This is a genomic window from Rossellomorea sp. H136 (assembly GCF_056838065.1).
Genome location: NZ_CM166371.1, coordinates 830,655 through 853,494 on the forward strand (window position 1 = coordinate 830,655; position 22,840 = coordinate 853,494).

General features: G+C 45.4%; 18 protein-coding genes. 16 read left to right on the top strand and 2 right to left on the bottom strand.

Translation table 11 applies throughout. The features are described 5' to 3' along the window. The first annotated feature begins 102 nt into the window (after positions 1 to 102). Positions 103 to 267 (top strand): hypothetical protein, encoded by a 165-nt coding sequence (locus ACYH0O_RS04210; protein WP_482631287.1) that lies wholly within the window; start codon positions 103 to 105, stop codon positions 265 to 267. Between the two features lie 113 nt (positions 268 to 380). Here the strand turns inward: ACYH0O_RS04210 and ACYH0O_RS04215 are convergent, their stop codons facing one another. Together ACYH0O_RS04215 and ACYH0O_RS04220 are read right to left on the bottom strand one after the other, a co-directional pair. Next, complete coding sequence (locus tag ACYH0O_RS04215; protein ID WP_482631288.1) at positions 381 to 551, bottom strand: hypothetical protein; 171 nt, start codon at positions 549 to 551, stop codon at positions 381 to 383. A 27-nt stretch (positions 552 to 578) separates the two neighbouring features. Continuing rightward, positions 579 to 746, bottom strand: coding sequence for a hypothetical protein (locus ACYH0O_RS04220; RefSeq protein WP_482631289.1), 168 nt, complete (start codon positions 744 to 746; stop codon positions 579 to 581). A gap of 418 nt (positions 747 to 1,164) precedes the next feature. Between ACYH0O_RS04220 and ACYH0O_RS04225 the strand changes: the two genes are divergently transcribed. The 15 genes from ACYH0O_RS04225 (at position 1,165) to ACYH0O_RS04295 (ending at position 22,738) form a co-directional block, all read left to right on the top strand. Then, positions 1,165 to 1,446, top strand: coding sequence for a YwqI/YxiC family protein (locus ACYH0O_RS04225; RefSeq protein ID WP_482631290.1), 282 nt, complete (start codon positions 1,165 to 1,167; stop codon positions 1,444 to 1,446). 12 nt (positions 1,447 to 1,458) lie between these two features. Beyond that, a complete protein-coding gene (locus ACYH0O_RS04230; RefSeq protein WP_482631291.1) occupies positions 1,459 to 3,216 on the top strand; it encodes a T7SS effector LXG polymorphic toxin in 1,758 nt (585 codons plus the stop codon). A gap of 26 nt (positions 3,217 to 3,242) precedes the next feature. Beyond that, complete coding sequence (locus ACYH0O_RS04235; protein ID WP_482631292.1) at positions 3,243 to 3,692, top strand: SMI1/KNR4 family protein; 450 nt, start codon at positions 3,243 to 3,245, stop codon at positions 3,690 to 3,692. A 286-nt stretch (positions 3,693 to 3,978) separates the two neighbouring features. Further along, entirely contained in the window at positions 3,979 to 5,256 is a 1,278-nt protein-coding gene (locus ACYH0O_RS04240; RefSeq protein ID WP_482631293.1) for an extracellular solute-binding protein, read from the top strand. Between the two features lie 75 nt (positions 5,257 to 5,331). Further along, on the top strand, positions 5,332 to 6,291 hold the full coding sequence (locus ACYH0O_RS04245) for a carbohydrate ABC transporter permease (RefSeq protein WP_482631294.1): 960 nt from the start codon (positions 5,332 to 5,334) through the stop codon (positions 6,289 to 6,291). A gap of 21 nt (positions 6,292 to 6,312) precedes the next feature. Then, positions 6,313 to 7,146, top strand: a complete 834-nt coding sequence (locus tag ACYH0O_RS04250; RefSeq protein WP_482631295.1) for a carbohydrate ABC transporter permease — start codon at positions 6,313 to 6,315, stop codon at positions 7,144 to 7,146. Between the two features lie 26 nt (positions 7,147 to 7,172). Next, a complete protein-coding gene (locus ACYH0O_RS04255) occupies positions 7,173 to 8,960 on the top strand; it encodes a glycoside hydrolase family 66 protein (protein WP_482631296.1) in 1,788 nt (595 codons plus the stop codon). 69 nt (positions 8,961 to 9,029) lie between these two features. After that, the gene (locus ACYH0O_RS04260; RefSeq protein ID WP_482631297.1) at positions 9,030 to 10,808 is read left to right on the top strand and encodes a cache domain-containing sensor histidine kinase; all 1,779 of its coding nucleotides are present in this window, start codon (positions 9,030 to 9,032) and stop codon (positions 10,806 to 10,808) included. Further along, a complete protein-coding gene (locus tag ACYH0O_RS04265; protein WP_482631298.1) occupies positions 10,801 to 12,333 on the top strand; it encodes a response regulator transcription factor in 1,533 nt (510 codons plus the stop codon). Before ACYH0O_RS04260 ends, ACYH0O_RS04265 begins: the two co-directional genes overlap by 8 nt. 21 nt (positions 12,334 to 12,354) lie before the next feature. Then, entirely contained in the window at positions 12,355 to 13,617 is a 1,263-nt protein-coding gene (locus tag ACYH0O_RS04270; protein ID WP_482631299.1) for an extracellular solute-binding protein, read from the top strand. 14 nt (positions 13,618 to 13,631) lie between these two features. Beyond that, positions 13,632 to 15,308 (top strand): glycoside hydrolase family 13 protein, encoded by a 1,677-nt coding sequence (locus ACYH0O_RS04275; RefSeq protein WP_482631300.1) that lies wholly within the window; start codon positions 13,632 to 13,634, stop codon positions 15,306 to 15,308. A 158-nt stretch (positions 15,309 to 15,466) separates the two neighbouring features. After that, positions 15,467 to 16,534: a Gfo/Idh/MocA family protein gene (locus ACYH0O_RS04280; protein WP_482631301.1), complete on the top strand. Its 1,068-nt coding sequence runs from the start codon at positions 15,467 to 15,469 to the stop codon at positions 16,532 to 16,534. Between the two features lie 13 nt (positions 16,535 to 16,547). Next, a complete protein-coding gene (locus ACYH0O_RS04285; protein ID WP_482631302.1) occupies positions 16,548 to 17,672 on the top strand; it encodes a Gfo/Idh/MocA family protein in 1,125 nt (374 codons plus the stop codon). 2 nt (positions 17,673 to 17,674) lie between these two features. Further along, positions 17,675 to 18,391 carry a ThuA domain-containing protein gene (locus ACYH0O_RS04290; protein ID WP_482631303.1) on the top strand — a complete coding sequence of 239 codons (717 nt, stop codon included), beginning with the start codon at positions 17,675 to 17,677 and terminating at the stop codon, positions 18,389 to 18,391. A gap of 45 nt (positions 18,392 to 18,436) precedes the next feature. Beyond that, positions 18,437 to 22,738 carry a glycoside hydrolase family 66 protein gene (locus tag ACYH0O_RS04295; RefSeq protein ID WP_482631304.1) on the top strand — a complete coding sequence of 1,434 codons (4,302 nt, stop codon included), beginning with the start codon at positions 18,437 to 18,439 and terminating at the stop codon, positions 22,736 to 22,738. Positions 22,739 to 22,840: the final 102 nt, after the last annotated feature.

Sequence of the window (22,840 nt, forward strand, 5' to 3'; positions counted from 1 at the left end):
ATCCAAATTAAAGTCTAGTTATATACTAGCCTATTGTCTCACTGCTCTCGTACCGTCATTCCCTTTTTTTCGATACAACAGAGAGGTAAAAGGAGGTATTCTATGAAAATGATTCGTTTCTTATGCTTGCTGCTGGTGATTTTCTCAAGTCTCGGGATGGCAGGGATGTTCATGGAGGAGCGGATTGTTCCCATTACGGTTAATTATGGGGCGATTTTTCTGCTTTCTCTTGGGATTGTGGTGATGGCGAATAAGAGGAAGGTGTAAGGAGAGGAGGGGAAAAGGGATGGTTAACCATAGGGTGCCTGACACTCTTTGTGTTATAGACTTTCGCATCGAAGACCAGGCACCCATTTTTGAAGGAGCTGATTGAAGTGATATTATTTCCTTTGTCTCAAGGAAACATAAAGGACAGATGAAAGATATAAAATCGCTGCTACCATACCCATCTGATAAGATTGTTCAGGAGTTGAAGATGCTGTACTTACTACTATCACAATGAATAGTCCAAGGATAAACACGAATGCACCTGATAAAAAATCTTTAGTCAATTGATATCTTCCCCTTATTAAATGTTACTAATCAAAAGTATTGTAAGCGGGAGAAGCAATTTCTACGTTAGTTCCAAGCCAGCACTTATATATACTAAATCCAAGAGTATTATTTTTAGATTTCCATTCTAAGTGGCCGTATTCACCAGATGTATTTGGTGCAGTAACTAAGGCTTGTGAAACCACCTTCTCCATGTACCAAACCCATATCATACCTTACTTCAGATTCACCATCAATATTGATTCTACTAAGACCTGTATGTCTAACTTGGGTCTGTGGGGGAAATGTATGAAAAAGAGCAGACTTCTGTTCATCCCTTTTCCTTCCTCATTCGAACATAATGGTAGACTGACTGCCAAACCATTCTCCTAAAAGCTGAGTTCACCCTTTAACACCCAAGAAAGCACGGGGGAAGCATGGGGACGGTTCTCCCGCTTCTTTTTACAAGAAAAGGTCTCTCATGAGCTTTCTGTTACTTAAGGGCTGTGTGAAATTTCCCATTTATTGAAAAAACCTTGGTTCATAATAGAATGACCACAAAAACGATGGTACGATATTCTATGAATTGGAATTTTATAGGATGTTGAAAGATAAATAGAAAGGATCGATCATATGCACACTGAAATCCAGATTCAGTACACAGAGACGGAGAGGTCGCTCTCAAAGCTACGCCAGACGATTGACGCTTGGAATACGACTTATCCAAAGCAGGTTGGCGGGGCGAACGAACTGGAAGTTATCACCAAGCTGAATGAACTCAATGAGCAATGCCAGAAGATGCTTGAGAGCTATCAACAGCTTTTGATGGAAAACCAGTCGGCCACTCAACTTTCCGTAGAAGGCATGGAAGAAACCGATCGTACTCTTTCTTCTACCATGACCTTGAGCCGGTAAGGGAGGCACTCTATGAAAATACTGGATGTTGACGGCTTTCAAAATGGAATGAAGGAGATAGAGGAAACCCTGTCTTCCCAGAAAGATCAGGTACAACAGATTGAAAGAGCCGTTCAGGACGTGGTCAATTTGGACGATGCGTTTAAGGGGGAGGGCGGGAATGCGATCCGGGATTTCTACCGGAGTCACCACCTCTCCATGCTGGAACAGTATCAGGGGTTTTTATCCGACTATCAATCCGTCATTCGGGAGATGAAGGAGGCTCTTGATCACGTGGAGCCTTCACCTGACGGGTTCATGAGGCAGAGCTTCCTGGACAACGAAGTGGAAGAAGGTCTTCACCGTGCACGGCAGATAACGGTGGAACTGACGGGGGAAGCCAATGCCACAATCAGAAGTGTATCTGACATCGTATCGGTGCCAAGAATCCAGGACTGGTCGTTTTTACAGCAGGTGACCCATGCCCAGGAGGAAAAAGAACGCAGCCTCCAAAAGCTGCATGAGTTCGACCATACTCAAACCGCTTCACTATCTTCCCTTGAAGAACAGGTCCACTCCATGACGCAGAAAATCGCTCGGCTTGAAACTGTTTTTCAAAAAGGAAAGCTTGGTATAATAGAGAAGAAGGATCATCAGGAAGACTCATCGTTTCTATCCAAACTATCCGAGTTTACATCGGTTATGGCTAAAAATAAATTATCCGAGTTTCTTGGGACCGTGGAAGGAGCTCTTTTTGCGATTGTGGATATCGTCAGCGATCTCGTCGACACGCTCATCGCGCTGTTCACCGATCCCATTGGATTCTTCAAAGGCATCATTCATACCGTCCTTCACCCTATCGACACGGCAAAGTACATATGGAAGGACCTGAAACAATCCTTTGAAGAAGAAGTCGTCAACGGAGACGTGCGAAGCAGGGCAAGGTACTTTTCCTACGCGGGAACCTACATCGCCGCGACCATTTTCGGAACGAAAGGCGTAGACAAAGTCAGCAAGATGGGCAAAGTCGGCAAAATGAGCTCCAAGACCGACGTTCCCTACAACGTCATGACGACAGCCAAAATCAAATCCTTCATCCACAACGGAGTCAAAAGCACCTTTGGAAAAGTGGAGGACACCGCGCATCAGCTGCTTTCTTCCCGAACCGGAAAAAGGGCACTGGGATTGAATTCACTTTCCGGACATCTTCAAGAGCTATTCCGGAAGACCAAACATGTCTTGAATCCAGGGAAAGTGAAAACGGTGATGGAGAAGACGTATCAAAAGGTAGTGTCCGGTCCGGTTTCGAGGGTTGCTCAGTCCGGGGCTTTCTCCAGGATGGGGAAGGTGTTGTTGAATGAGGATGGGCATGTGGTATTTGGCAAAGGTAAGTTTCTAGGGAAAGAGTATAAAAATTATAATGCTGTGGAATATACAGGAGTAACAAAGGTTAATGGAGAGGTAAAAGATATTAGCAGAAGGGTTTTTCAAAGGGTTGATATTGATTACAAGCGAGTCGATCCTGATACTGGTATGACAAATTTCCAATTAATGAAAAAAGGAAGAGCGCCCATTTGGAAAGATGGAACGGTCATTGAACTTCACCATTTAATTCAAAGAGAGCCAGGATCTATGGTTGAAATCCCTGCAAGTATGCACGATGAATATAATAAAATTTTGCATGGTTTAGTAGAGAATGGTGGTAGTTTTAGAAACGACCCCATTTTAAGAAAGCAATACGACAATTTTAGAAGTAAATATTGGAGATGGAGAGCTAAGCAGATAGATTAAAGTGAATTGTAAAGGAGGAACCTGGAATGAATAAAGAGGAATTAACAAACTTTGTTAATGAGCATAAGGAACCAGATGACTTTACAGGCGGAGTAGATGAAATTCAAATTCATTCTATTGAAAATGAGCTAGGGGTGGAATTACCAAATAGTTTCAAGTGGTTTTTAACTACTTATGGTTCTGGTGGGCTATTTGGTGTTGATATTTTAGGAGTGGCTAAGTCAAATAGAACTCCTGTGGTTGTGAGTACTAAGAGATATAGAGAGTTAGGAATGGAAAAGGAACTAGTAGTTATTGAAGATGCTGGAGAATATGTTTATTGTCTTAATACGAGTGAAATGGAAAATAATGAGTGCCCGGTAATAGTGTGGAATAGGACAGGGGGGCTTGATGATTTCAATACGGCAAAGAATTTTTATGAGTTTTTATCACAAAGGTTACTGAACGCAAAAGAAGCATGGGAAGAAGATTTTTGAGATCAAGAATATAGAAAAAGAAATTTTAAAACGAAAGGGGAGCACGGGGACGGTTCTCCTGTTCTAGGAAGCATCAGAACCGTCCCCATGCTTCCTGCTTCCCCCATGCTTCCCAAAAAAGTGTCATATCTCTCTAAAACAGAGAGATATGACACTTTTTTTATTTCCACAACAATCCGACCTCCTTAAACAATCAAATATATAACACCATCACAAAAATGTAAGCGGTTTTATAGTAAAGCGCTTTCAAGGAAAATGAAGGTATAGAAAGGGAGGGGTTAAGGATATGAAGGCTTGGAAGAAGTTTATGACAGGTGCAGCGATATCCACGATGTTATTTGCTGGGGGCTGCAGTGGGGGATCTAGTGAGACTGGATCTGAGAGCAGTGGTGATAAGGTTGTTCTGGATTATTGGCATACGTATAGTGATCAGGAAGAAGTCATTCTTAATGAGAAGATTAAACCATTGTTTGAAAAAGAACATCCTGATATTGAGTTGAAGCTTACGAGGATGCCTTATGAAGGATTGAAACAGCAGGTGATTGCCGGGGTTTCCGGTGGGGAAGCACCTGATTTGATGCGTATGGATATTGTGTGGGTTTCTGAGTTTGCCAAGATGGGCGCCCTTCAGGAAGTAAGCGGTATGGAAGGGTTCGAGGAAGTGAAGAACAGTGTCTTTGAAGCTCCTATGGCTACGAATATCTATGACGGTAAGTACTATGGAGTACCGGTAAATACGAATACAAAAATAGCCATCTATAATAAAGACTTACTTGAAAAAGCTGGGTACTCAGAAGCGCCGAAAACGATGGATGAACTGAAGGATGCCGCGAAGAAAGCGGTGGATGCAGGAGCGAAAGGTGGAATTGGCATCGGAGGCAGCAACGCTTGGGGATTCCTTCCATACTTCTGGAGTCTTGGCGGTAAGATGACAAATGATGATTATACAAAATTCGATGGCTATTTAAATAGTAAAGAAAGCATTGCAGCGGTTGAAGAAATGGCAAATTGGCAGAAGGACGGGCTTCTTTCACCTACGATCCTTGGCGGAGAACCGGGCGCTTGGGACGGTATGAAAGAAGATCAGTATCTCATGCTGGATGACGGCCCTTGGTTCTACAGCATTCTTGGAAATGAAGAAGGAAGCAAGTTCAAACCGGAAGAAGAGACTGTGAGTGGTCTGATTCCTGAAGGTCCTGGTGGAAGCCGTTCTGTTATCGGCGGTGAGAACCTTGTTACATTTGCAGGTTCCGAGCATCCTAAGGAAGCATGGACGTTTGCGAAATGGATGTTGACGGAAGAGCCTCAGAAACTGATGGCGGAAGCGGGACTGATTCCTACGAATAAGAACGCTGCGAATGATCCAAGCGTGATTGAGAATCCGATTGTCGAGAAATATGTCAAACAGCTTGAAACAGCGCTACCTCGTACTCCGGTTGCTGAGTGGTCTGAAATTGAAACGGTCATCAACTTGAACTTCGAGAAAGTGATGCGCGGAGAGATGAAACCGAAAGAAGCAATGGATGATGCTGCGAAGAAAGCGGATGCCATTCTTCAACAGTAGTGTTGACAAGAGAAGGTACTCACCGATCTGGTGCAGTATCTTCTTTCATTAATAAAGACATAAGGAGGGAGCAAGGTGGAACCGAATCTAAATAATCATGACAGTGATCTTATTCTTTCTACAAAAAAACCATTTTCTGAGCGGTTCAAAAAAGGGGCAAAGCAGTGGCTGGAAGTCTCGCCGTTTCTTCTCATTGGGCTTGCAGGGGCAAGTATATTTGTCATATATCCTCTGATAAAGGGGATTGTCATGAGCTTTCAGGACTATAACATCATTCCCGGTGCGGAAAGTCCTTTTGTCGGTTTAGAGAATTATAAAAAGGCTTTTTCGGACCCGGCTTTTGCGTACGCCGTCAGGAATACATTTCTCAATACAGTCGTGACGGTCCCGATCAACTGGTTTTTAGGACTGTTTTTTGCTGTGTTGATCAATATTCAATTTGTTAAGTACAAGATTACGTTCAGGACGTTGTATTATCTTCCGATCATCACGTCATGGATCGTCGTTGCATTCCTTTTCCGTTATCTGTTTGCAGATGGCGAGGATGGGTTGATTAACTTTATGCTTGTGAACTTGGGAATCGTGGATGAGCCGATCAGTTGGCTGCAGAATCAGTGGACTGCGATGGTCGTCATCTGGCTGTTCCACATCTGGAAAACAGTGGGGTGGACAGTGGTCATCTATTTAGCAGCCCTCCAGGGGATTCCGAAGAATCTTTATGAAGCGGCAGCAATCGATGGGGCAAGCGGAATAAAGGCTTTCAGATTTGTCACCATACCGATGCTACGCCCGATTACGGCATTTGTCATCATTAATTTAATCATGGGCGCCTTTAACTTTTTCCCACAGGTGTATTTCATCACGAACGGTGGACCGATGGGGCAGACGGAAGTGCTCCAGAGCATGATATATAAACAGGCGTTCAGTAACTTTAACTTTGGATATTCTTCCGCACTGGGTGTGATGATGGGTCTGACGATCTTCCTGATTACATTCACGCAACAGAAGAAACTGAGCAATCAGAAATTCATGTAGATAGAAGAGGAGGGGAATTGTATGAATGGGAACTTTTTTAGTAAATTGGTTGTTTATCTGTTTCTCATTTTAGGGGTCGTCGTCTTTATCACGCCTTTCATCTATATGGTGATGACGACATTCATTAACGGGGCTTACTCACTTCCGAAGCCACAGGAAGTGTTCACGGCAGTCCCCAATTTTGAAAACTATGAAATTGTCTGGAACAAGAATAACTTCTTTCGTTATTTCTTAAATAGTTTGCTGGTAGCGGGTGTCGCCACGGTGGGAAGTGTTTTCCTTGGGGCGTTGACAGCTTATGCCTTTGTTCGGTTTACGTTTCCAGGAAAGGAACTGTTATTCAGGATCTTTTTATTCACGATGATGATTCCCCTTGTGCTTGCAATCGTTCCTCAATTTACCGTCATTAAAAACATTGGACTTGTTAACACATACTGGGGCTTATGGTTACTATACATTGGCGGTGGTGTGGTCGGTTCTACTTTCTTCCTGAGGGGGTTCTTTGAGACTGTACCGAAGGAATTGGAAGAATCCATTTTGATGGATGGGGGAGGGAATTGGACCATTTTCAGAAGGATTTATCTGCCTCTTTCAAAGCCTGCCCTTGGTACCATGGCGATTTTCTCTTTCTCGGGGACATGGGATGAGTACTTTGTTGCGTTGACGATCATCAAGGATGAAGCGATGAGAACGCTGCCGATTGCGCTTATGATGTTCCAGGGTAAATATGCGAGTAATTGGTCATGGATTTTCGCAGCTTCCTTGATTGCGATTCTGCCGGTGATCATCATTTATATTATCTTCCAGAAGAAGTTTGTACAAAGCGGACATTCAGAAGGAGCGGTCAAAGGATAACTCATAGAAGAGGAAGGGGGAGAAAAATGGGGAAAAAGAAAAGACTGGCCGTTCTGGCAAGCATGTCACTTACAGCAGCAATGCTTTTCGGCTGTGTGAATTCAAATTCTGAACCTGTCTTTCAAGCAAATACGATTCAGCAGGGGAAATGGGTGGATGAACTGATCACGGATAAAGCCGCCTATGAACCGGGGGAATCTGTGAAGCTTTCATTATCATTGAAGGAAAAAGTAAAAGAAGGAACATTACTGGTTCAGTATAAACATTTGGCAGAAACAGTGAAAGAGGAAAAAATCAATCTGAAAGAAGAAGAGATATCGTGGTCATGGAAACCGGAAGAAGATGACTATAAAGGATATATGGTGGAAGTGTATGTGACACAAGGGGATAAGGTCATTGATCACCAGAACATAGGTGTTGATGTATCCTCCGATTGGGCCAAGTTTCCGAGGTACGGGTATCTTGCCGATTTCTTCAACATGGAAGCTGATCAGCAGGAAAAAGTGATCGACCATTTAAATCGATTCCACATCAATGGGCTGCAATTTTACGACTGGCAGTACAAACATGAGAAGCCCCTGAAGATGCAAGATGGTGAACTTGCGGATACCTGGCCGGATATCGCCAACAGGGAAGTATCAAGGGATACAATCGAACGCTACATTTCCCTTGCCCATGAAAAAAATATGAAGGCGATGAATTATAATCTCTTGTTCGGCAGCTATGAAAATGCTGAGGATGAGGGAGTGAAAAAAGAGTGGGGCCTATTCAAGGATCCGGATGCGGAAGAGCAGGATCATCATCCCCTTCCTGATAATTGGGCGAGTGATATTTACCTGATGGATCCTTCCAATAAAGGATGGCAGGATTTCATCATAAACGAAGAAAAACAAGTGTTTAATCATCTGGATTTTGACGGATGGCACGTCGATCAGCTTGGTGACCGTGGTGTACTTTGGAATGGTGAAGGGAAGACGGTCGACCTTTCGACTACTTATGTACCATTCCTGAATGAAGCGAAAAAGGAACTGGATGTCGACCTGGTCATGAATGCCGTTTCGCAGTATGCACAAGGGTATATCGCTTCCCAGGCACCGGTGAGCTTCCTCTATTCGGAGCTTTGGGATGGTCATACTACGTATTCGAGTCTTAAAGGAGTCATTGATCAGAATAGTAAATACAGCAAAGGGAAGCTGAATACAGTCCTGGCTGCGTACATGAACTATGATTTATCTGACTCCATGGGAGAATTCAATACACCCGGTGTTTTGATGACGAATGCGGTCATCTTCGCTTCTGGAGGGTCTCACTTGGAGCTTGGTGAAAATATGCTTTCGAAAGAATATTTCCCTCATAAGAAATTAAGCATGAGTGATGAACTGAAAAGTGAATTGACAAGATATTATGACTTCCAGGTAGCCTATCAGAATCTTCTCCGTGATGGCGGGGAGGAAGCGGAAAAAGAAGTGAAGATAGAAGGCGATCTTACCATCTCCGATCAGCCGAAGCTCGGTTCCATCTGGTCATTTGCCAAAAAGAAAGAGGATAAAGAGCTTATTCATCTGATTAATTTCACTGATGCTTCCTCGCTGGAATGGCGGGATAATCAAGGATTACAGCCTGATCCTGAGGAAAAAAAGGATATCAAAGTGGAAGTGAAGGCTGGGGGGAAGGCAGATAAGATCTGGGTGGCAACACCTGATGACTATCAGGGTTCCCCTCTGGAGATTGATTTCAAGCAAAAAGGTGACTCGATTACGTTCACCGTCCCTTCCCTCAAGTATTGGGACATGGTCGTGATCGACTATAAATAGGACCTATTGCTCCAGTTAAGAAGGAGAGATATGATAGATAACAAGAATAGCGGAAAGAGGGATTAACAGATGATACAGCTTCTAAAGAAACGGCTGGCTTCCAAGGTCATTCTCACCATATTAGTCGTTTGTTTAATCCCTACGGTCTTTAATAGTGTGTTCTTCTACCAATCTGCCTCGGACGTCGTAAAAGAAAATGTAAGGGAATCGTCAAGGCAGATTGCGAGACAGGCAGCAGAATCCCTGTCCTTTATCTTCTCCAATGGGAGTGATATGTCAGATCTCATCTACAGTAATGAAAGAATACAGGAAATCGTGAAGGATGACTTGGACCAGCGCTCCTCAGCCACAGAAGAAGATCAAGAGTATATGACATCTTATTTGAATTCAAATATTTATACGAGTTCATTCGTGAGGATCATTTACGTATTGAAGGAAGACGGGATGAGCTGGGGGAGTGGGACATTTTCCCCTTATAAACTCTCAAAAGTGAATATTGATGGATTGGACTGGGCCAAGGAAGCGGTTCGAAGAGATGGAGAGCTGGTGTGGGGAGGACTTCAATATGACCGGTTCAGCGGAGCCGGGGAAAACACCGATCTTGTCCTTCCCATCACAAGGGTGTTGAAAGACTTTGATACGATGGAGAACATCGCCTATATCCAGGTCAGCCTGGACGGAAAGGCGGTATTGGATAAAATCAATCAAATCAAGCTTGGGAAGACCGGACACTTCTTTGTAGTGAATGAGCAGGCTGAAGTGGTGATCGATAACGATTTAGAGACTCTACATAAACCCGTTCAGAATAAGGAGATGCGGAAGTATATCCTTTCTGATAAACGGGAATTCGAATTCGAAGAGGATGATATCCCTTATTATGGCGTAACGGAACCAATCGGAAACGGCTGGTTGATTGTCGGAAGGGTACCAACTTCTGAAATCACGGGCGAACTCATTTCGATTCAGAAAATCATCATTGGTGCATCCATCCTATTTGGAATAGTGGCGATTCTCGTCGGGAGTTTCATCGCAAAGAAAGTGACCGATCCGGTTAAGATCTTGACGGAGCAAATGAAGCTTGTAGGCGAGGGGAACTTAAAGGTGCGTACGAGTGTGAATTCAAAGGATGAGATCGGAATGATGAGCTCAGAATTTAACCATATGATCAATCGGGTGGAAGATTTACTCGAGCAAGTGAAGGAAGAACAGCATCAGAAGCAGGAAGCCGTCCTTCGGGCCATCAAGCACAGAATCAATCCTCACTTCCTTTTTAACACATTGAGTACGATACGCTGGCTCGTCCAGTTCAAAGAGACGGAGAGAGCGAACACCGCCCTTACTGCATTATCGAAACTCCTGGAAGGGAATATGGGGAAGACCGGGAACTTTATATCCATAAAGGAAGAAGTGGAATTGGTTGAACAATTCATGGTCATCCTTCAAATCAGGTATGAGCAGAAGTTCCATTTGGTGACGGACTTTGAAGAGGGCGTTGAAGGTTGGGAGATTCCGAGGATGCTTCTGCAGCCGATCGTGGAGAATGCCATCTTTCACGGGATCGTACCAACAGGAACGGAAGGGACAGTGTGGATCACGGGTAAGAATATCCCCGGAGGAATTCAAATCGAAATCAGGGATGACGGAGTGGGTGTTGAACAGGATATGTTACAACGAGTGCAAAGGTCGTCCGTTGGAGACAACTCATACGTAGGAATCGGGTTAAGTCATGTAGCCGATTCCATCAGACTTTATTTCGGTCCGGATTCGAAGCTTGAAATCAGCAGCGGGGAAGGGACAGTGGTGAAGCTAGTATTGATGACGAAAACCGGGGGTGATCAAGGTGTATAACGTGATGATTGTGGATGATGAACCGATCATCCGCTTTGGCCTGAAATCCTCCATCGACTGGGAGGATAAGAATCTTCACTTGATCGGTGACTTTTCAAATGGAAAACAAGCGTTAGAGGCAATGGAGAGAACCGGCCATGTGGATATTCTCATAACCGATATAAAGATGCCTGTCATGGATGGCATTACGTTAATGAAGAAAGCGCTTCAAATGTATCCGAAGCTAAAGGTGGTCCTGGTCAGCAGCTACAATGAGTTCGAATATGTCAGGGAAGGCCTTACACACGGCGCGGTCGATTATATATTGAAACAGACACTTGAACCCGATCAATTCTCAAGGACCATCCATAAATGTATAGACAAGATACTCGAGGAGGAAAAAGTAACAGAAAAGCTCGATCATGCGGAACAGACCAATAAAATCAATGAAAGGCGGAGGACAGAACAATCGATCAAGAGGGTCCTCCTTCGAAAAATGCCGTACCAGGATTGTGAACAAAGGATTGAATCTCTTCCTATGCCCCAGCTTTTACTACTTGGGAGTATAAAGGAGCTTGATCGATTCGAAGATGAATTTGGTTTCCTTTATAAAAATTTGATCATCGAAGAAATTCAAGACCGCTTCTATAGAGAGACCGAAGACGGGTACTGCTTTCCGATAGGCGAAAATGAACTGATTTTCTTCTTGGGGAATACGGAAGAACCCCGGGATACCGTTAACAAGTTGAAGGAGAGGATTGAAAAGGAAACGTCCCTGAAACTGGTGTTCAGCTATGCAATGGTTTCAGATCCAGAAAAATTGGTCGAGGGATACCATCATGCCTCTCTGGCAGGCAAACAATATTTCTTCCAAAGTAACACTGAGATCTTTCCTTATGAAAGAGGAGTGAAAATGCTTCGGGAGCCCCTGAGTCTTGAAGAGGTAAAAGCTCAAATTCATGGGGAAGAATCACTTGAGAACTTCCTCGAGTCGAGGTTTGTACGCTGGAAGGAAGAGAACATGCACCCTGACAAAGTCAAGAAGGAAGCAGGGTATATCCTGAAGGCATTATATTGGAATAAGGTTGAAGTAAGCGTATTTATAGACCATATGTCAAACTTGGCTTCTTCAGAAACACTGGAGGAATTGACAGGGCTTTTCCATGAAGCGAAGAATGAATGTGACCACTTGCTGGAATCAAAAAGTAAGCACCCAAATACGGATAATGAGCTGCTGGATAAGGCCCTATCATATATCCATCACCATTTTACACAAGAAATGACTCTTCAGCACGTCGCAGATCATATCCATATCAGCCGCAATTACTTTAGCATTTTATTCAAGCGATTCATGGATATCAATTTCATCGATTACGTGATAGGACTCAGAATCAACAAGGCGAAAGAACTTCTCGGCCACACTTCACTGAAGGTATATGAAGTAGCAGGTGAATCAGGTTTCAATGATGTGAAATATTTCAGTAAATTATTCAAGAAAGTCACCGGCCTCTCCCCGGGGGATTACAGGACTGAGCATCATAAATAGATAGGGAAAGGGAATTCTCACATGATTCGATTCCGGACAACCATCATACTGATCTTATTGCTTATATTGAACGCTTGCGGAAATCAACATATCATCGACGAAACAAAGAAAGTGAAATTATCTGATGAAAACAGTGTGGAAGAATTAGAGATCTGGCATACCTACAGCGACGAAGAAACGAGAATCTTTGAAAGTGAGATCATTCCGTTATTCGAAGAGAAATATCCTGGGATCGATGTCAAATCCGTCAGGCAGCCACATAGCAAGCAGCTGATGTCAGCGCTTATTTCACGGGCCTCCGTCAATCGGACCCCTGATGTCGTCAGAATGGATATTACTTGGATTCCTAAATTTGTCCACCTGGATTTACTTTATCCAATAAGTGAATTTGATGACTTTGATTTGGTCAAGACAAGATTCCTTCAAAATCCCCTTGAGTCAAATCGATTCGGAAAGGATTATTACGGTTTACCCCTGAATACGAATGTGAAAGCAGCCATCTACAATAAAGAGGCGGTGGAGAGACTCGGACTGGATCATCTTCCTGAAACGATGGATGAATTGATTGAGATCGTAAAGGAAAACAATCTGAAAATCGGAATCAGTGACGTTTCTCCCTGGAACAGCCTCCCCTATTTTTACGGATTGGGTGGAAAGGTGATGAACGGGGATTATACGAAGGCAAGCGGCTACCTGGATAGCAAAGAGAGCATTTCAGCACTTAAAGAGTTGTTGGGGCTGTACCAAAACGGATACATTCCTCCCGAGGTGCTCAGTGGATATGCGGAGACGTGGCAGAATGTCAGTTCAGGGGATTATTTCATGATTGATGAGGGGCCGTGGTTCTACAGCGTAAGGTCAGAAAACGACTTGGCTCTTGTCAATCAAGAAACGGTTTCAGGCGTGTTTCCGAGTAATGGGGAAGAGCGTTCCATCCTCGGGGGAGAAAATGCGGTCATCACGAAAGGAACGAAACATCGGGAAGCATCATGGACGTTCGTTAAATGGATGACCACCGAAGAACCTCAAAGCCTTCTGTTAAAAGCAGGTTTACTCCCAACGAATAAACGGGTGGAAATATCGAATTTTGCAGAAGAGTACCCTTACTATAAAAGTTATATCGAAAGCATCGATGAAGCCTTCTTAAGGCCGCCGGTGCCGCAGTGGGAAGAAATCAACACCATCCTGACAAATACTTTCAGGAACATTTTCAGTGGGGAAGTAAGTGTAGAAGAAGGACTAAAGAAAGCGGCAGCTGATATAGACCGTCAGCTCTCATCATAGAAAGGAAGAGGGAAATGGAGAAAAAATGGTGGAAAGAAAGCGTCGTCTATCAAATTTATCCGAGAAGCTTCAATGACAGTAACGGAGACGGGATCGGTGATTTAAAAGGAATCATCAGCAAGCTGGATTACTTAAAAGAACTGGGAGTCGGTGTCATCTGGCTGTCCCCCGTCTATGAATCTCCCAATGATGATAATGGATATGATATCAGCGATTACAAAGCCATCATGGACGAATTCGGGACGATGGAAGATTGGGAAGAATTATTGGAAGGTCTCCACACCAGAGGGATGAAGCTGATGATGGATCTTGTAGTCAATCATTCGTCGGATGAACATTCATGGTTCATCGAATCCCGGAAATCGCAAGACAATCCTTACAGGGATTATTACATCTGGCGTCCCGGCAAGGACGGAAATGAACCAAACAACTGGACGTCTTTCTTTAGTGGATCGGCCTGGCAGTATGATGAGACCACGGATGAATATTTCCTGCACCTTTTCAGTAAAAAACAGCCGGACCTCAACTGGGAAAACCCTGTACTGAGAACTGAAATCTACGACATGATGAAATGGTGGCTGGATAAAGGGGTCGACGGATTCCGAATGGATGTCATCAACCTCATCTCCAAAGAGGACGGCCTCCCGAGTACACCAGGCGGAAAGAAATACGACTGGGGCGGGGATTATTTCATGAACGGCCCCCGTGTCCATGAGTATCTGCAGGAAATGAACAGGGAAGTACTCTCGAACTATGACATGATGACAGTCGGCGAATGTCCAGGGGCGTCCCCGGAGGATGCCGCCCGATATGCCAACGAAGAGGGTACGGAGCTAAACATGATCTTCACATTCGAACACATGGACCTGGATTCCGGACCGGGCGGTAAATGGGACGTGAAGGACTGGGCTCTGACCGATCTGAAGCAGGTGATGACCAAATGGCAGAAAGACCTCGAAGGCAGGGGCTGGAATAGTCTTTATCTCAATAATCATGATCAGCCAAGGATGGTCTCGAGGTTTGGGGACGATCAGGAATACCGCGTTGAATCTGCCAAGATGCTTGCTACGTTCCTTCATATGCTGCAGGGCACTCCTTACATCTATCAAGGGGAAGAGCTTGGGATGACGAACGTTGCATTCGACTCCCTTGAAGAGTACAACGATATTGAGATTCACAATATGTACCGTGAAAAAGTGACGGAGGGCGGAGAAGATCACAACACGATCATGGAAGCCATCTATCGTAAAGGGCGGGATAATGCAAGGACACCGATGCAGTGGGATGATAGTGAACATGCCGGCTTTACGACCGGGACTCCATGGCTGAAAGTCAATCCCAACTATAAGGAAATCAATGCAGAAAACGTGTTAAAGGATTCCGCATCCATTTATTATTACTACAGGGAATTGAACCGCCTTCGTAAAGAACATGAGATCATTGTTTATGGCACATACGACCTCATCCTTGATGACCATGAGCAACTCTACGCTTACACCCGGACGCTCGGGGAAGAAAAGCTTGTGATTCTGTGTAACTTCACGGGGGAAGATGCAGCCTTTACCTTGCCGGAAGGTCTTCACTTTGAATCTTCCTCTTTGCTGATTGGTAATTATGAAAGTAATGATAATCATCTTGAAAAAAATGGAAAATTAAAGCCTTATGAAGCGAGAGTTTATAAATTAAATTAACAACGCAGAAAAAAAGCAGCCGGCCAGGCTGCTTTTTTCAGTGAGAAAGTGTTTTATATACATGAATGAGTGTCATAAATTAAGCGCTTTCATTCTACCTATTCTTCTGGAGAGGTGTTGTCTTTACAATAGAAAGTAGAAGCAAAGGGGGAACAGATATGACAGTGAATAAAGTGATCAAGGTAGGTCTTATCGGACTCGGAGGAATGGCGGACGCCCACCGGAGGATGATTTCCGAGCTGGATCAACTCCAATTAAGCGCGTTGTGCGATGTGAACGATGAACTACTGCAAAAGGTGGGAGAGGAAGAGGGGATTGGAGGAGACAAGCGATTCAACGAGATGGAGTCGCTCATCCAGGACCCGACTGTGGATGCGGTGATTTCGATTGTGCCGAATGATTTGCATGCGAAAGTATTGGAGTTGTGCATCCGTCATCAAAAACCCATCATGGCAGAAAAGCCATTCACCTTGAATTTCAAGGAAGCGGAATATCTGGCGGACCTCTATGAGAAGACACCGATTCCGTGCATGGTCGGATTTTCTTACCGTTATATACCGGCCTTCAGATATGCCAAGAAACTCCTCAAAGAAAATAGGATCGGTACTCTCCGTCATATGGAGGTCCGCTATCTACAATCGTTCGGCTCACCGATCTTTGATGTCCCGTATTTATGGAGGTTCAATAAGGCGGTTACCGGGACGGGGGCGCTGGGTGATCTCGGTGCACATATGATCGACAGCGCAAGGTTCCTTGTCGGGGAATTCAAATCAGTATCTGCATTAATGAGAACCTTTGTCCCGGAACGCAGGAATCCGGCAACCGGTAATATGCATCAAGTGGAAGTGGACGATTATGCCAGCTTCCATGCCGTGCTGGAGCATGATGTGGTAGGGACGTTCCTGACGACAAGGAACGCAATCGGTTCGGGTAATCAGCATGAAGTGACATTGTACGGGGATATCGGGACGATACATGTCAATTGTGAAAAACCGGATGAAGTCCTGCTCAGTTTCGTTGATGCGAATGAGCTTCAAACAACGAAAGAGACCCTGGAGATTCCTCCAGGCTACAGGCGCCAGCAGCTCGAGGATTTCATCGCAATAGTGACCGGCCAGGGGCACGAAGAAATCCCTGACTTCCATGATGGCTATCAGAATCAAAAGGTGCTGGAGCGTATTATCGAATCAGCAGAAAAAGGTCAGTCCATAAACATAGACGAATAGAAAGGAGACGTTTATGAGTAATCAAAAAGTAAAGATTGCCGTCGCCGGTTCAGGTTCATTCGCAGATTTGTGGTATCTCCCAATTCTGAAACGGCATCCCTCCGTCATCCTGGAGGCGATCTGCAGTCAAAATGGAACAAATGCTGAAAGGCTTGCCGCTAAATACGGTATCCCATCCAGCCACCGGTCCTACGAGGAAATGCTGGAAGAAGACATCGACGGCGTCTGCATTGTGACCCCGAACTCCAGTCATCATGATCTTGCCTTGCTGGCTGCGGAAAAATGTATCCATGTTATGTGTGAAAAACCGTTAGCTATGGATACGAGAGAGGCAAAAGCGATGTGGGAAACGGCAGAACGAAACGGCATCATCCATAGAGTGAATTTCACGTATCGGGAGAACCCTGCCGTCCTCCGGTTAAAGGAACTGATAGAGGATGGATTGATAGGCAACGTATATGAAGGAAGGTTCGAGTATTCGGGTGATTACGGGTTATCAGGTCCACCGGGGTGGCGCGGCACGCATTCGTCGGGAGGAAGGGGCGGTGTGCTCGCTGACCTGGGTTCCCATCTCATCGATGCCGTCCACTATATCCTTGGAGAAGAAATCGAAGGAGTTTCGGCTTCCCTATCATGTTTGGAGGACGGCAGGATGGAAAGGTTGAGTGAGTCCGTAAATAAGGATCGCGCAGCGGATTCTGCCTTCTTTCATGCTTCGTTTCCATCAGGAGTCCAGGGATCCTTTTATACCAGCTGGGTTTCAATCCAGGGAAATCGGAACCAGACAATCGATTTGATTTTCAAAGGAGAGAAGGGGGCGTTGCAGCTTCTTTCCAGTGAACTGGGGATCAGACTCAGGTATGCACCATTAAAGGGGCATTGGCAGGATCTCAAATTGGAAAACACGGTGCCGTGGGATGATGAGGCCGTGCCTTCCGAAGAACGTTTCCGCCCATGGCGTCTAACCGATAAAAATGAAATATGGAAATGGGTGGACGCTATTCTCGACAAGAAAGAACGTGACCGACCGACATTCAGAGACGGCTATGTAGTCCAGCGGGTGATTGATTCCGTTCTCTTATCCAATACATTACGAAAAGAAGTAGACGTAAAAGAACTTGAAAAAATGGAGGAATGACAATGATCAACGTGACAATCTGGAATGAATATCGACATGAACAATCGAATCCGGCTGTACAGGAGATCTATCCTGACGGCATCCATCAAGCACTTGCAGGCTTCCTAGAGGAAGAGTTCGTAGTGAAGACGGCCACGCTTGATGAAGCGGAGCACGGATTGACAGACGACATCCTCAACGAAACCGATGTACTGATCTGGTGGGGACATATTGCCCATGATGAAGTAAGCGACAACATTGTAGAGAAAGTGAAGGAACGCATCCTCGATGGAATGGGATTCATCCCACTGCATTCAGCCCATAATTCGAAGGTCTTCAAGGTACTGATGGGGACCAGGACGGGAGAACTCAAGTGGAGGGAAGCCGATGACACAGAAAGACTGTGGGTCGTGGAGGAAGGTCATCCCATCGTGAATGGCATCCCGGAAGTCATCGAGCTCGAAAAAGAAGAAATGTACGGTGAACGCTTTGGCATACCTAAACCTGACGAACTCATCTTCATCAGCTGGTTCTCGGGAGGAGAAGTGTTCAGGAGCGGCTGTACATACCGGCGCGGCAGAGGGAAGATCTTCTACTTCAGGCCGGGACATGAGACGTATCCGACGTATTATCACAAGGATATACAGCGGGTGATTAGGAATGCTGTGTTGTGGGCGTGTCCTGAGCTGGGTTCTCCGGTTCTTAAGTTGGGGAATGTCCAGCCGCTCGAAAGCAGGTAAATACGTCAGGGGTAGACCCTGCCATTACACATGAGGAGGAAGGAAATGAAAATCAATCGAAAATTGAAACTGCCCCTTGCCGGCCTGGTTGCCATCAACCTTGCCCTGACATCATTCACGCTGCCCCAAGACGCTGAAGCCAAAGACAATCCAAAAGAGGCTGTACAAAAAGCCCAAAACAAAAAGAACCTTCCGTCAGAACCGATATCTGCTTTCCTGGTCGACAAATCGAGGTATAATCCCGGCGAACCAGTGAAGATGTCTCTCTTATTCAACACCGAAAAAGAGTGGAAAGGCGATCTCCATCTAGAAGTCTATCAACTCAATGAAAAGGTAGCAGAAGGCAGCAAGAAAATCCACGTAAAAAAAGGCCTGAAAGGGATTGAAGTGGATTGGACACCGCCGTCAGATGATTTCAAAGGATATCTAGTAAAAGCCTCCTTCGAGGGATCCGACCAAATCGTCACGGTAGCCATCGATGTTTCAAGTGACTGGACACAGTATCCCCGTTATGGTTACGCAACCGAATTCCCTCAAGAATCGACAGCCGAAAGTGAAAAGAAGATGAAGCAGCTGACCCAGGAGTATTACTTGAATGGTTTTCAATTCTATGATTGGATGTGGCGCCATGATGTGTCCGTCTACTCCAAGACCGACAGCGAAGGGAAACCGGTGCTTGATGAGGACGGAAACTTCATCCCGGAAGATATCGATAAAGATACCGCTTATGATGACCTGCTCGGACGCAAGCTTTATCCACTCACGGTGAAGCAGCAGATCGGTGCAGCGCAGAAATACAATGCGGCAGCCATGGCCTATCAAATGAACTATGCCGCAAGGGAAAACTATGAAGCTTTCGGGGTGAAGAAGGAATGGGGATTGTATAAGAAGAATGCGAGTTTCCCGAATCCCTCTTTAAGTGACCAGGAAGGATTTTATTTTGACTGGGTGAACCCGCCGACCGGACTCTACCTTCAGGACCCGGGGAATGCCGAATGGCAGGAATATATCAACCATGAGTTTGTGAGGGGCGTAAATGAATTCGGGTTCGACGGGATGCACCTCGATCAGTGGGGGTTCCATGACAACGATTATCTATATGACTATGAAGGCAATAAACGCCACTTCTCGAAAGATTATGATTCTCTCATCAACTCGGTGAAGGCCTCATTGAGCGAGAACAATGATTCCAAGAACTTTGTCACATTCAATATGGTCGGGGGCAACGAAGGATACAGTGACGTGCCGAGACCAGGTACACAGACTGACTTTGATTATAGCGAAATCTGGCAGGATAAAGATCACTACCGCGACTTACTGAAGGTAATAGAAGAAACTAGGGAAACGAACGATGGAAAGGCTGTCGTCATTGCCGGGTACATGAACTACAAGCAGGCGACGGGCGAGCATTACAACGTCGCAGATGTAGAGGGAGTGCCGAGGTCCGAACATTTCATTTCACGGATTCAGAAGATCCCTGGATGGGTCGGGGATTTCGGGATGAAAGATGAAGACCAAATCATCTGGAAGGTCGATGCACCTGAGTCCGGCACTTATACGCTGGACCTTAAGTATGGCCATGACAACGGAGAAAGCCCTGTCGGGAAAATCCAAGTGAATGATGCTCTCGTAAATAACGCGATTCCATTCAGTGAGAAGACCGGCTGGGGGAACCCGGTTGCGGAAACAAGCCTGACAGTCGATCTACAAGAAGGGGAAAATGAGATCCAGCTGTCATTGAATACAAATAATTTGTGGCTGAACGTAGACAGTCTCGTCCTTAAAAAAGCAGACTATGAGAAAGAGTATGAAGCAGAGGATGCTGAGCTGATCAGCAGTAAAGTGGATAAGCATGGTCACGTGTACAATTTTGAGACGGATGGTGATTTCATCGAATTCACCGTCGATGCCGCCAAAGCCGGAACGTATCCGGTCAGCTTCCAATACGGGGTGGAAAGCACAGCGATCAGCCGCCATCTGTATGTGAACGGGGAACTGGCGAGCGATTCCATTCAGCTCGATCCGACAGGCGGATGGGAATCGTTCCAATCTACGGAAGAGACCGAAGTCAAGCTCAAAGCGGGAGAGAACAAGATAAAACTGAAAGCCGACGGAGTCAATGATACAGGTGCTAAAATCGACTATCTCACCGTAGGGGAGGACCGTTATCAGGCAGAAAAAGCCGAAGTCGGCTGGGAACCATCACATGAGCCGCTCATAAAAGCGGATGACGACGGAGTGACGGACTTCAAACAGCAGGGAGACTTCATTTCCTTCTCGATGAATGCCGCAGAATCGAAAGAAACGGACATTTCCGTCAGGTATAAAAATCCTGGAGAAGGAACGAAACGCAGCATCTTCGTAAATGGAAAGAAAGCCGGCATCTTGTCGCTGCCTCCGACTTCAGAAGGTCAATGGGGAACAGCAGAAGCATCCATCTATCTGTACAGCGGGGAAAATAAGCTCTCCATTCAGATGGAAGGAAAAACAGAAGAAACAGGCATTTTAATTGATAAGGTTGAATCGGGAACCAATGTAATCGAAGCAGAAGAAGCGGAAATCGGGTGGCTTCCGGTCGTTTCAAGAACTAGCGAGGTATCGATTGATCCCGGCTATACGAATAACTTCGGAAACAAAGGTCAGCAGGTCGTATTCAACGTCAATAGTACGAAAGAAACCGATACACTCAGCTTCAAATACAGGACGGGGAACAACCCTCATATCAACATCTATGTGGACGGGGAGCTAATTCCATCCAACAATCAATATGTGGACGGCAAGACGGTTTCCGAGACAGTGTTCTCAAGCACCCCGGGAGGCTGGGACGGAGCCATGGTGGAGAAGACCATTAACGCCAAGGTACCTGCAGGAGAACATGAAGTCATCTTCGAAATGGCTTCAAATGGGGAATACATCAATCTCGACAGCATGACAGCAGGCGGCGTGGAGTATCAGGTGGAGGAAGCCAATTTTGCCCCGGAAGGCCACGGGATCACCACGACTATAGGACATATCTATGACTTCAAAGATGAAGGCGACTTCCTGAACTTTGCCATCGACGTACCGGAAGCCGGTGCTTATGATTTGAAATGGAGATATAAGAATGATTCAAATTCAAAAAGAGAGGCCCAACGTGCAGTCTTTGTGAACAAAGAGAAAGCAGGAGATGTCGTATTTTCATCTTCGAATGGCTGGGAAGATCTCGAGATGAAGGATATTCAACTGAAAGAAGGCCGGAACATCATCAGGATGGAAGTCCAGGATATAGATGATGACGGCGTCAAGCTGGATTATCTTCAAATAGGAAATAAACGGGTTCATGCAGAAACGGCAGACAGTTTATCCCCAATGCACATCTATAAGGATACACTGCTGAACTTCGGCCATACAGGCGATGAAGTGACCTTCGCCGTCGATGTCGCCGAAAAAGGGGAAACAAGTTTCATCTTCACGTATGCCAACGCCGGAAGCGACACAGAAAGGACCATCTATGTCGACGGCAAGCCAGTCCATGATGAGAACGGCAACCCCTACAAGGTCGTATTCAAAAGCACCGGCAATATCGATTCTTACAGCGAAGACGGATATGTCGTACTGCCTCAGCTAGCGGCAGGGGAGCATGAAATCACGCTGAAGCAGGAAGAAGGACAGCAAGGAACGATTCACCTGCGCCGCATGACCATCGGATTATTCGATGAACCTTCCGTCCGCCTGATGGACGCCGGCCTCGCCGCCATGGGAGCGACCCATATCGAAATCGGCACCGCAGAAAAATTCGAGGAAGGGCCAAACATGCTGGCTCACGAATACTATCCAAACCGCAGCAAGAAAATGAGCGGTTCACTCAAAGAATCAATGAAGGACTACTACAAATTCTTCGCCGCCTATGAAAACATTCTGTTCGACAGCACCCAGACAGATAAACAATTAAAAGTCGAGGCAGGCGGGGAAGAAGTCAACGTGAGTAACAACGGCGAGCAAAACAGCATCTGGTCTATCGTCAGGGATAACAAAGACAATAAAGGTTTTGAAGATTATGAGGTCGTTCACCTTATCAATCTATTAAACAACGATTCGAATTGGAGAAATGCAGCTGCTAAGCCTGAAACTCAAAAAGAGCTAACGGTCAGATACCCGATCGGCCAAACAGCAGAGGAACTCCCAGATCTGAAAGTCTATGCAGCAAGCCCTGACAAACGGGAAGGCATGATGGAGGAACTTGAGTACAGCTGGGATCAGGAAGAATTGGTCATTACTGTACCGAGCTTGGAGTATTGGGAGGTGCTTGTGATTGATCGTGATGGAGTAGAAGTGGATAAACCGTCTAAGATTAAGATCAAGAAGTAACACTATTGGTGGAATATTATAAAAGAAAGCAGCAGCTTACCGGTGTAAGCTGCTGCTTTCTCTATTTGGATGCCCGGGGAATTTAGAGACTTATTAACTTGA

Bases quoted from the DNA above. Each gene is read 5' to 3' on its own strand.
- ACYH0O_RS04210 (WP_482631287.1), top strand. From the start codon at position 103: ATGAAAATGATTCGTTTCTTATGCTTGCTGCTGGTGATTTTCTCAAGT.
- ACYH0O_RS04220 (WP_482631289.1), bottom strand. From the start codon at position 746: ATGGAGAAGGTGGTTTCACAAGCCTTAGTTACTGCACCAAATACATCT.
- ACYH0O_RS04225 (WP_482631290.1), top strand. From the start codon at position 1,165: ATGCACACTGAAATCCAGATTCAGTACACAGAGACGGAGAGGTCGCTC.
- ACYH0O_RS04230 (WP_482631291.1), top strand. From the start codon at position 1,459: ATGAAAATACTGGATGTTGACGGCTTTCAAAATGGAATGAAGGAGATA.
- ACYH0O_RS04235 (WP_482631292.1), top strand. From the start codon at position 3,243: ATGAATAAAGAGGAATTAACAAACTTTGTTAATGAGCATAAGGAACCA.
- ACYH0O_RS04240 (WP_482631293.1), top strand. From the start codon at position 3,979: ATGAAGGCTTGGAAGAAGTTTATGACAGGTGCAGCGATATCCACGATG.
- ACYH0O_RS04250 (WP_482631295.1), top strand. From the start codon at position 6,313: ATGAATGGGAACTTTTTTAGTAAATTGGTTGTTTATCTGTTTCTCATT.
- ACYH0O_RS04255 (WP_482631296.1), top strand. From the start codon at position 7,173: ATGGGGAAAAAGAAAAGACTGGCCGTTCTGGCAAGCATGTCACTTACA.
- ACYH0O_RS04260 (WP_482631297.1), top strand. From the start codon at position 9,030: ATGATACAGCTTCTAAAGAAACGGCTGGCTTCCAAGGTCATTCTCACC.
- ACYH0O_RS04270 (WP_482631299.1), top strand. From the start codon at position 12,355: ATGATTCGATTCCGGACAACCATCATACTGATCTTATTGCTTATATTG.
- ACYH0O_RS04275 (WP_482631300.1), top strand. From the start codon at position 13,632: ATGGAGAAAAAATGGTGGAAAGAAAGCGTCGTCTATCAAATTTATCCG.
- ACYH0O_RS04280 (WP_482631301.1), top strand. From the start codon at position 15,467: ATGACAGTGAATAAAGTGATCAAGGTAGGTCTTATCGGACTCGGAGGA.
- ACYH0O_RS04285 (WP_482631302.1), top strand. From the start codon at position 16,548: ATGAGTAATCAAAAAGTAAAGATTGCCGTCGCCGGTTCAGGTTCATTC.
- ACYH0O_RS04290 (WP_482631303.1), top strand. From the start codon at position 17,675: ATGATCAACGTGACAATCTGGAATGAATATCGACATGAACAATCGAAT.
- ACYH0O_RS04295 (WP_482631304.1), top strand. From the start codon at position 18,437: ATGAAAATCAATCGAAAATTGAAACTGCCCCTTGCCGGCCTGGTTGCC.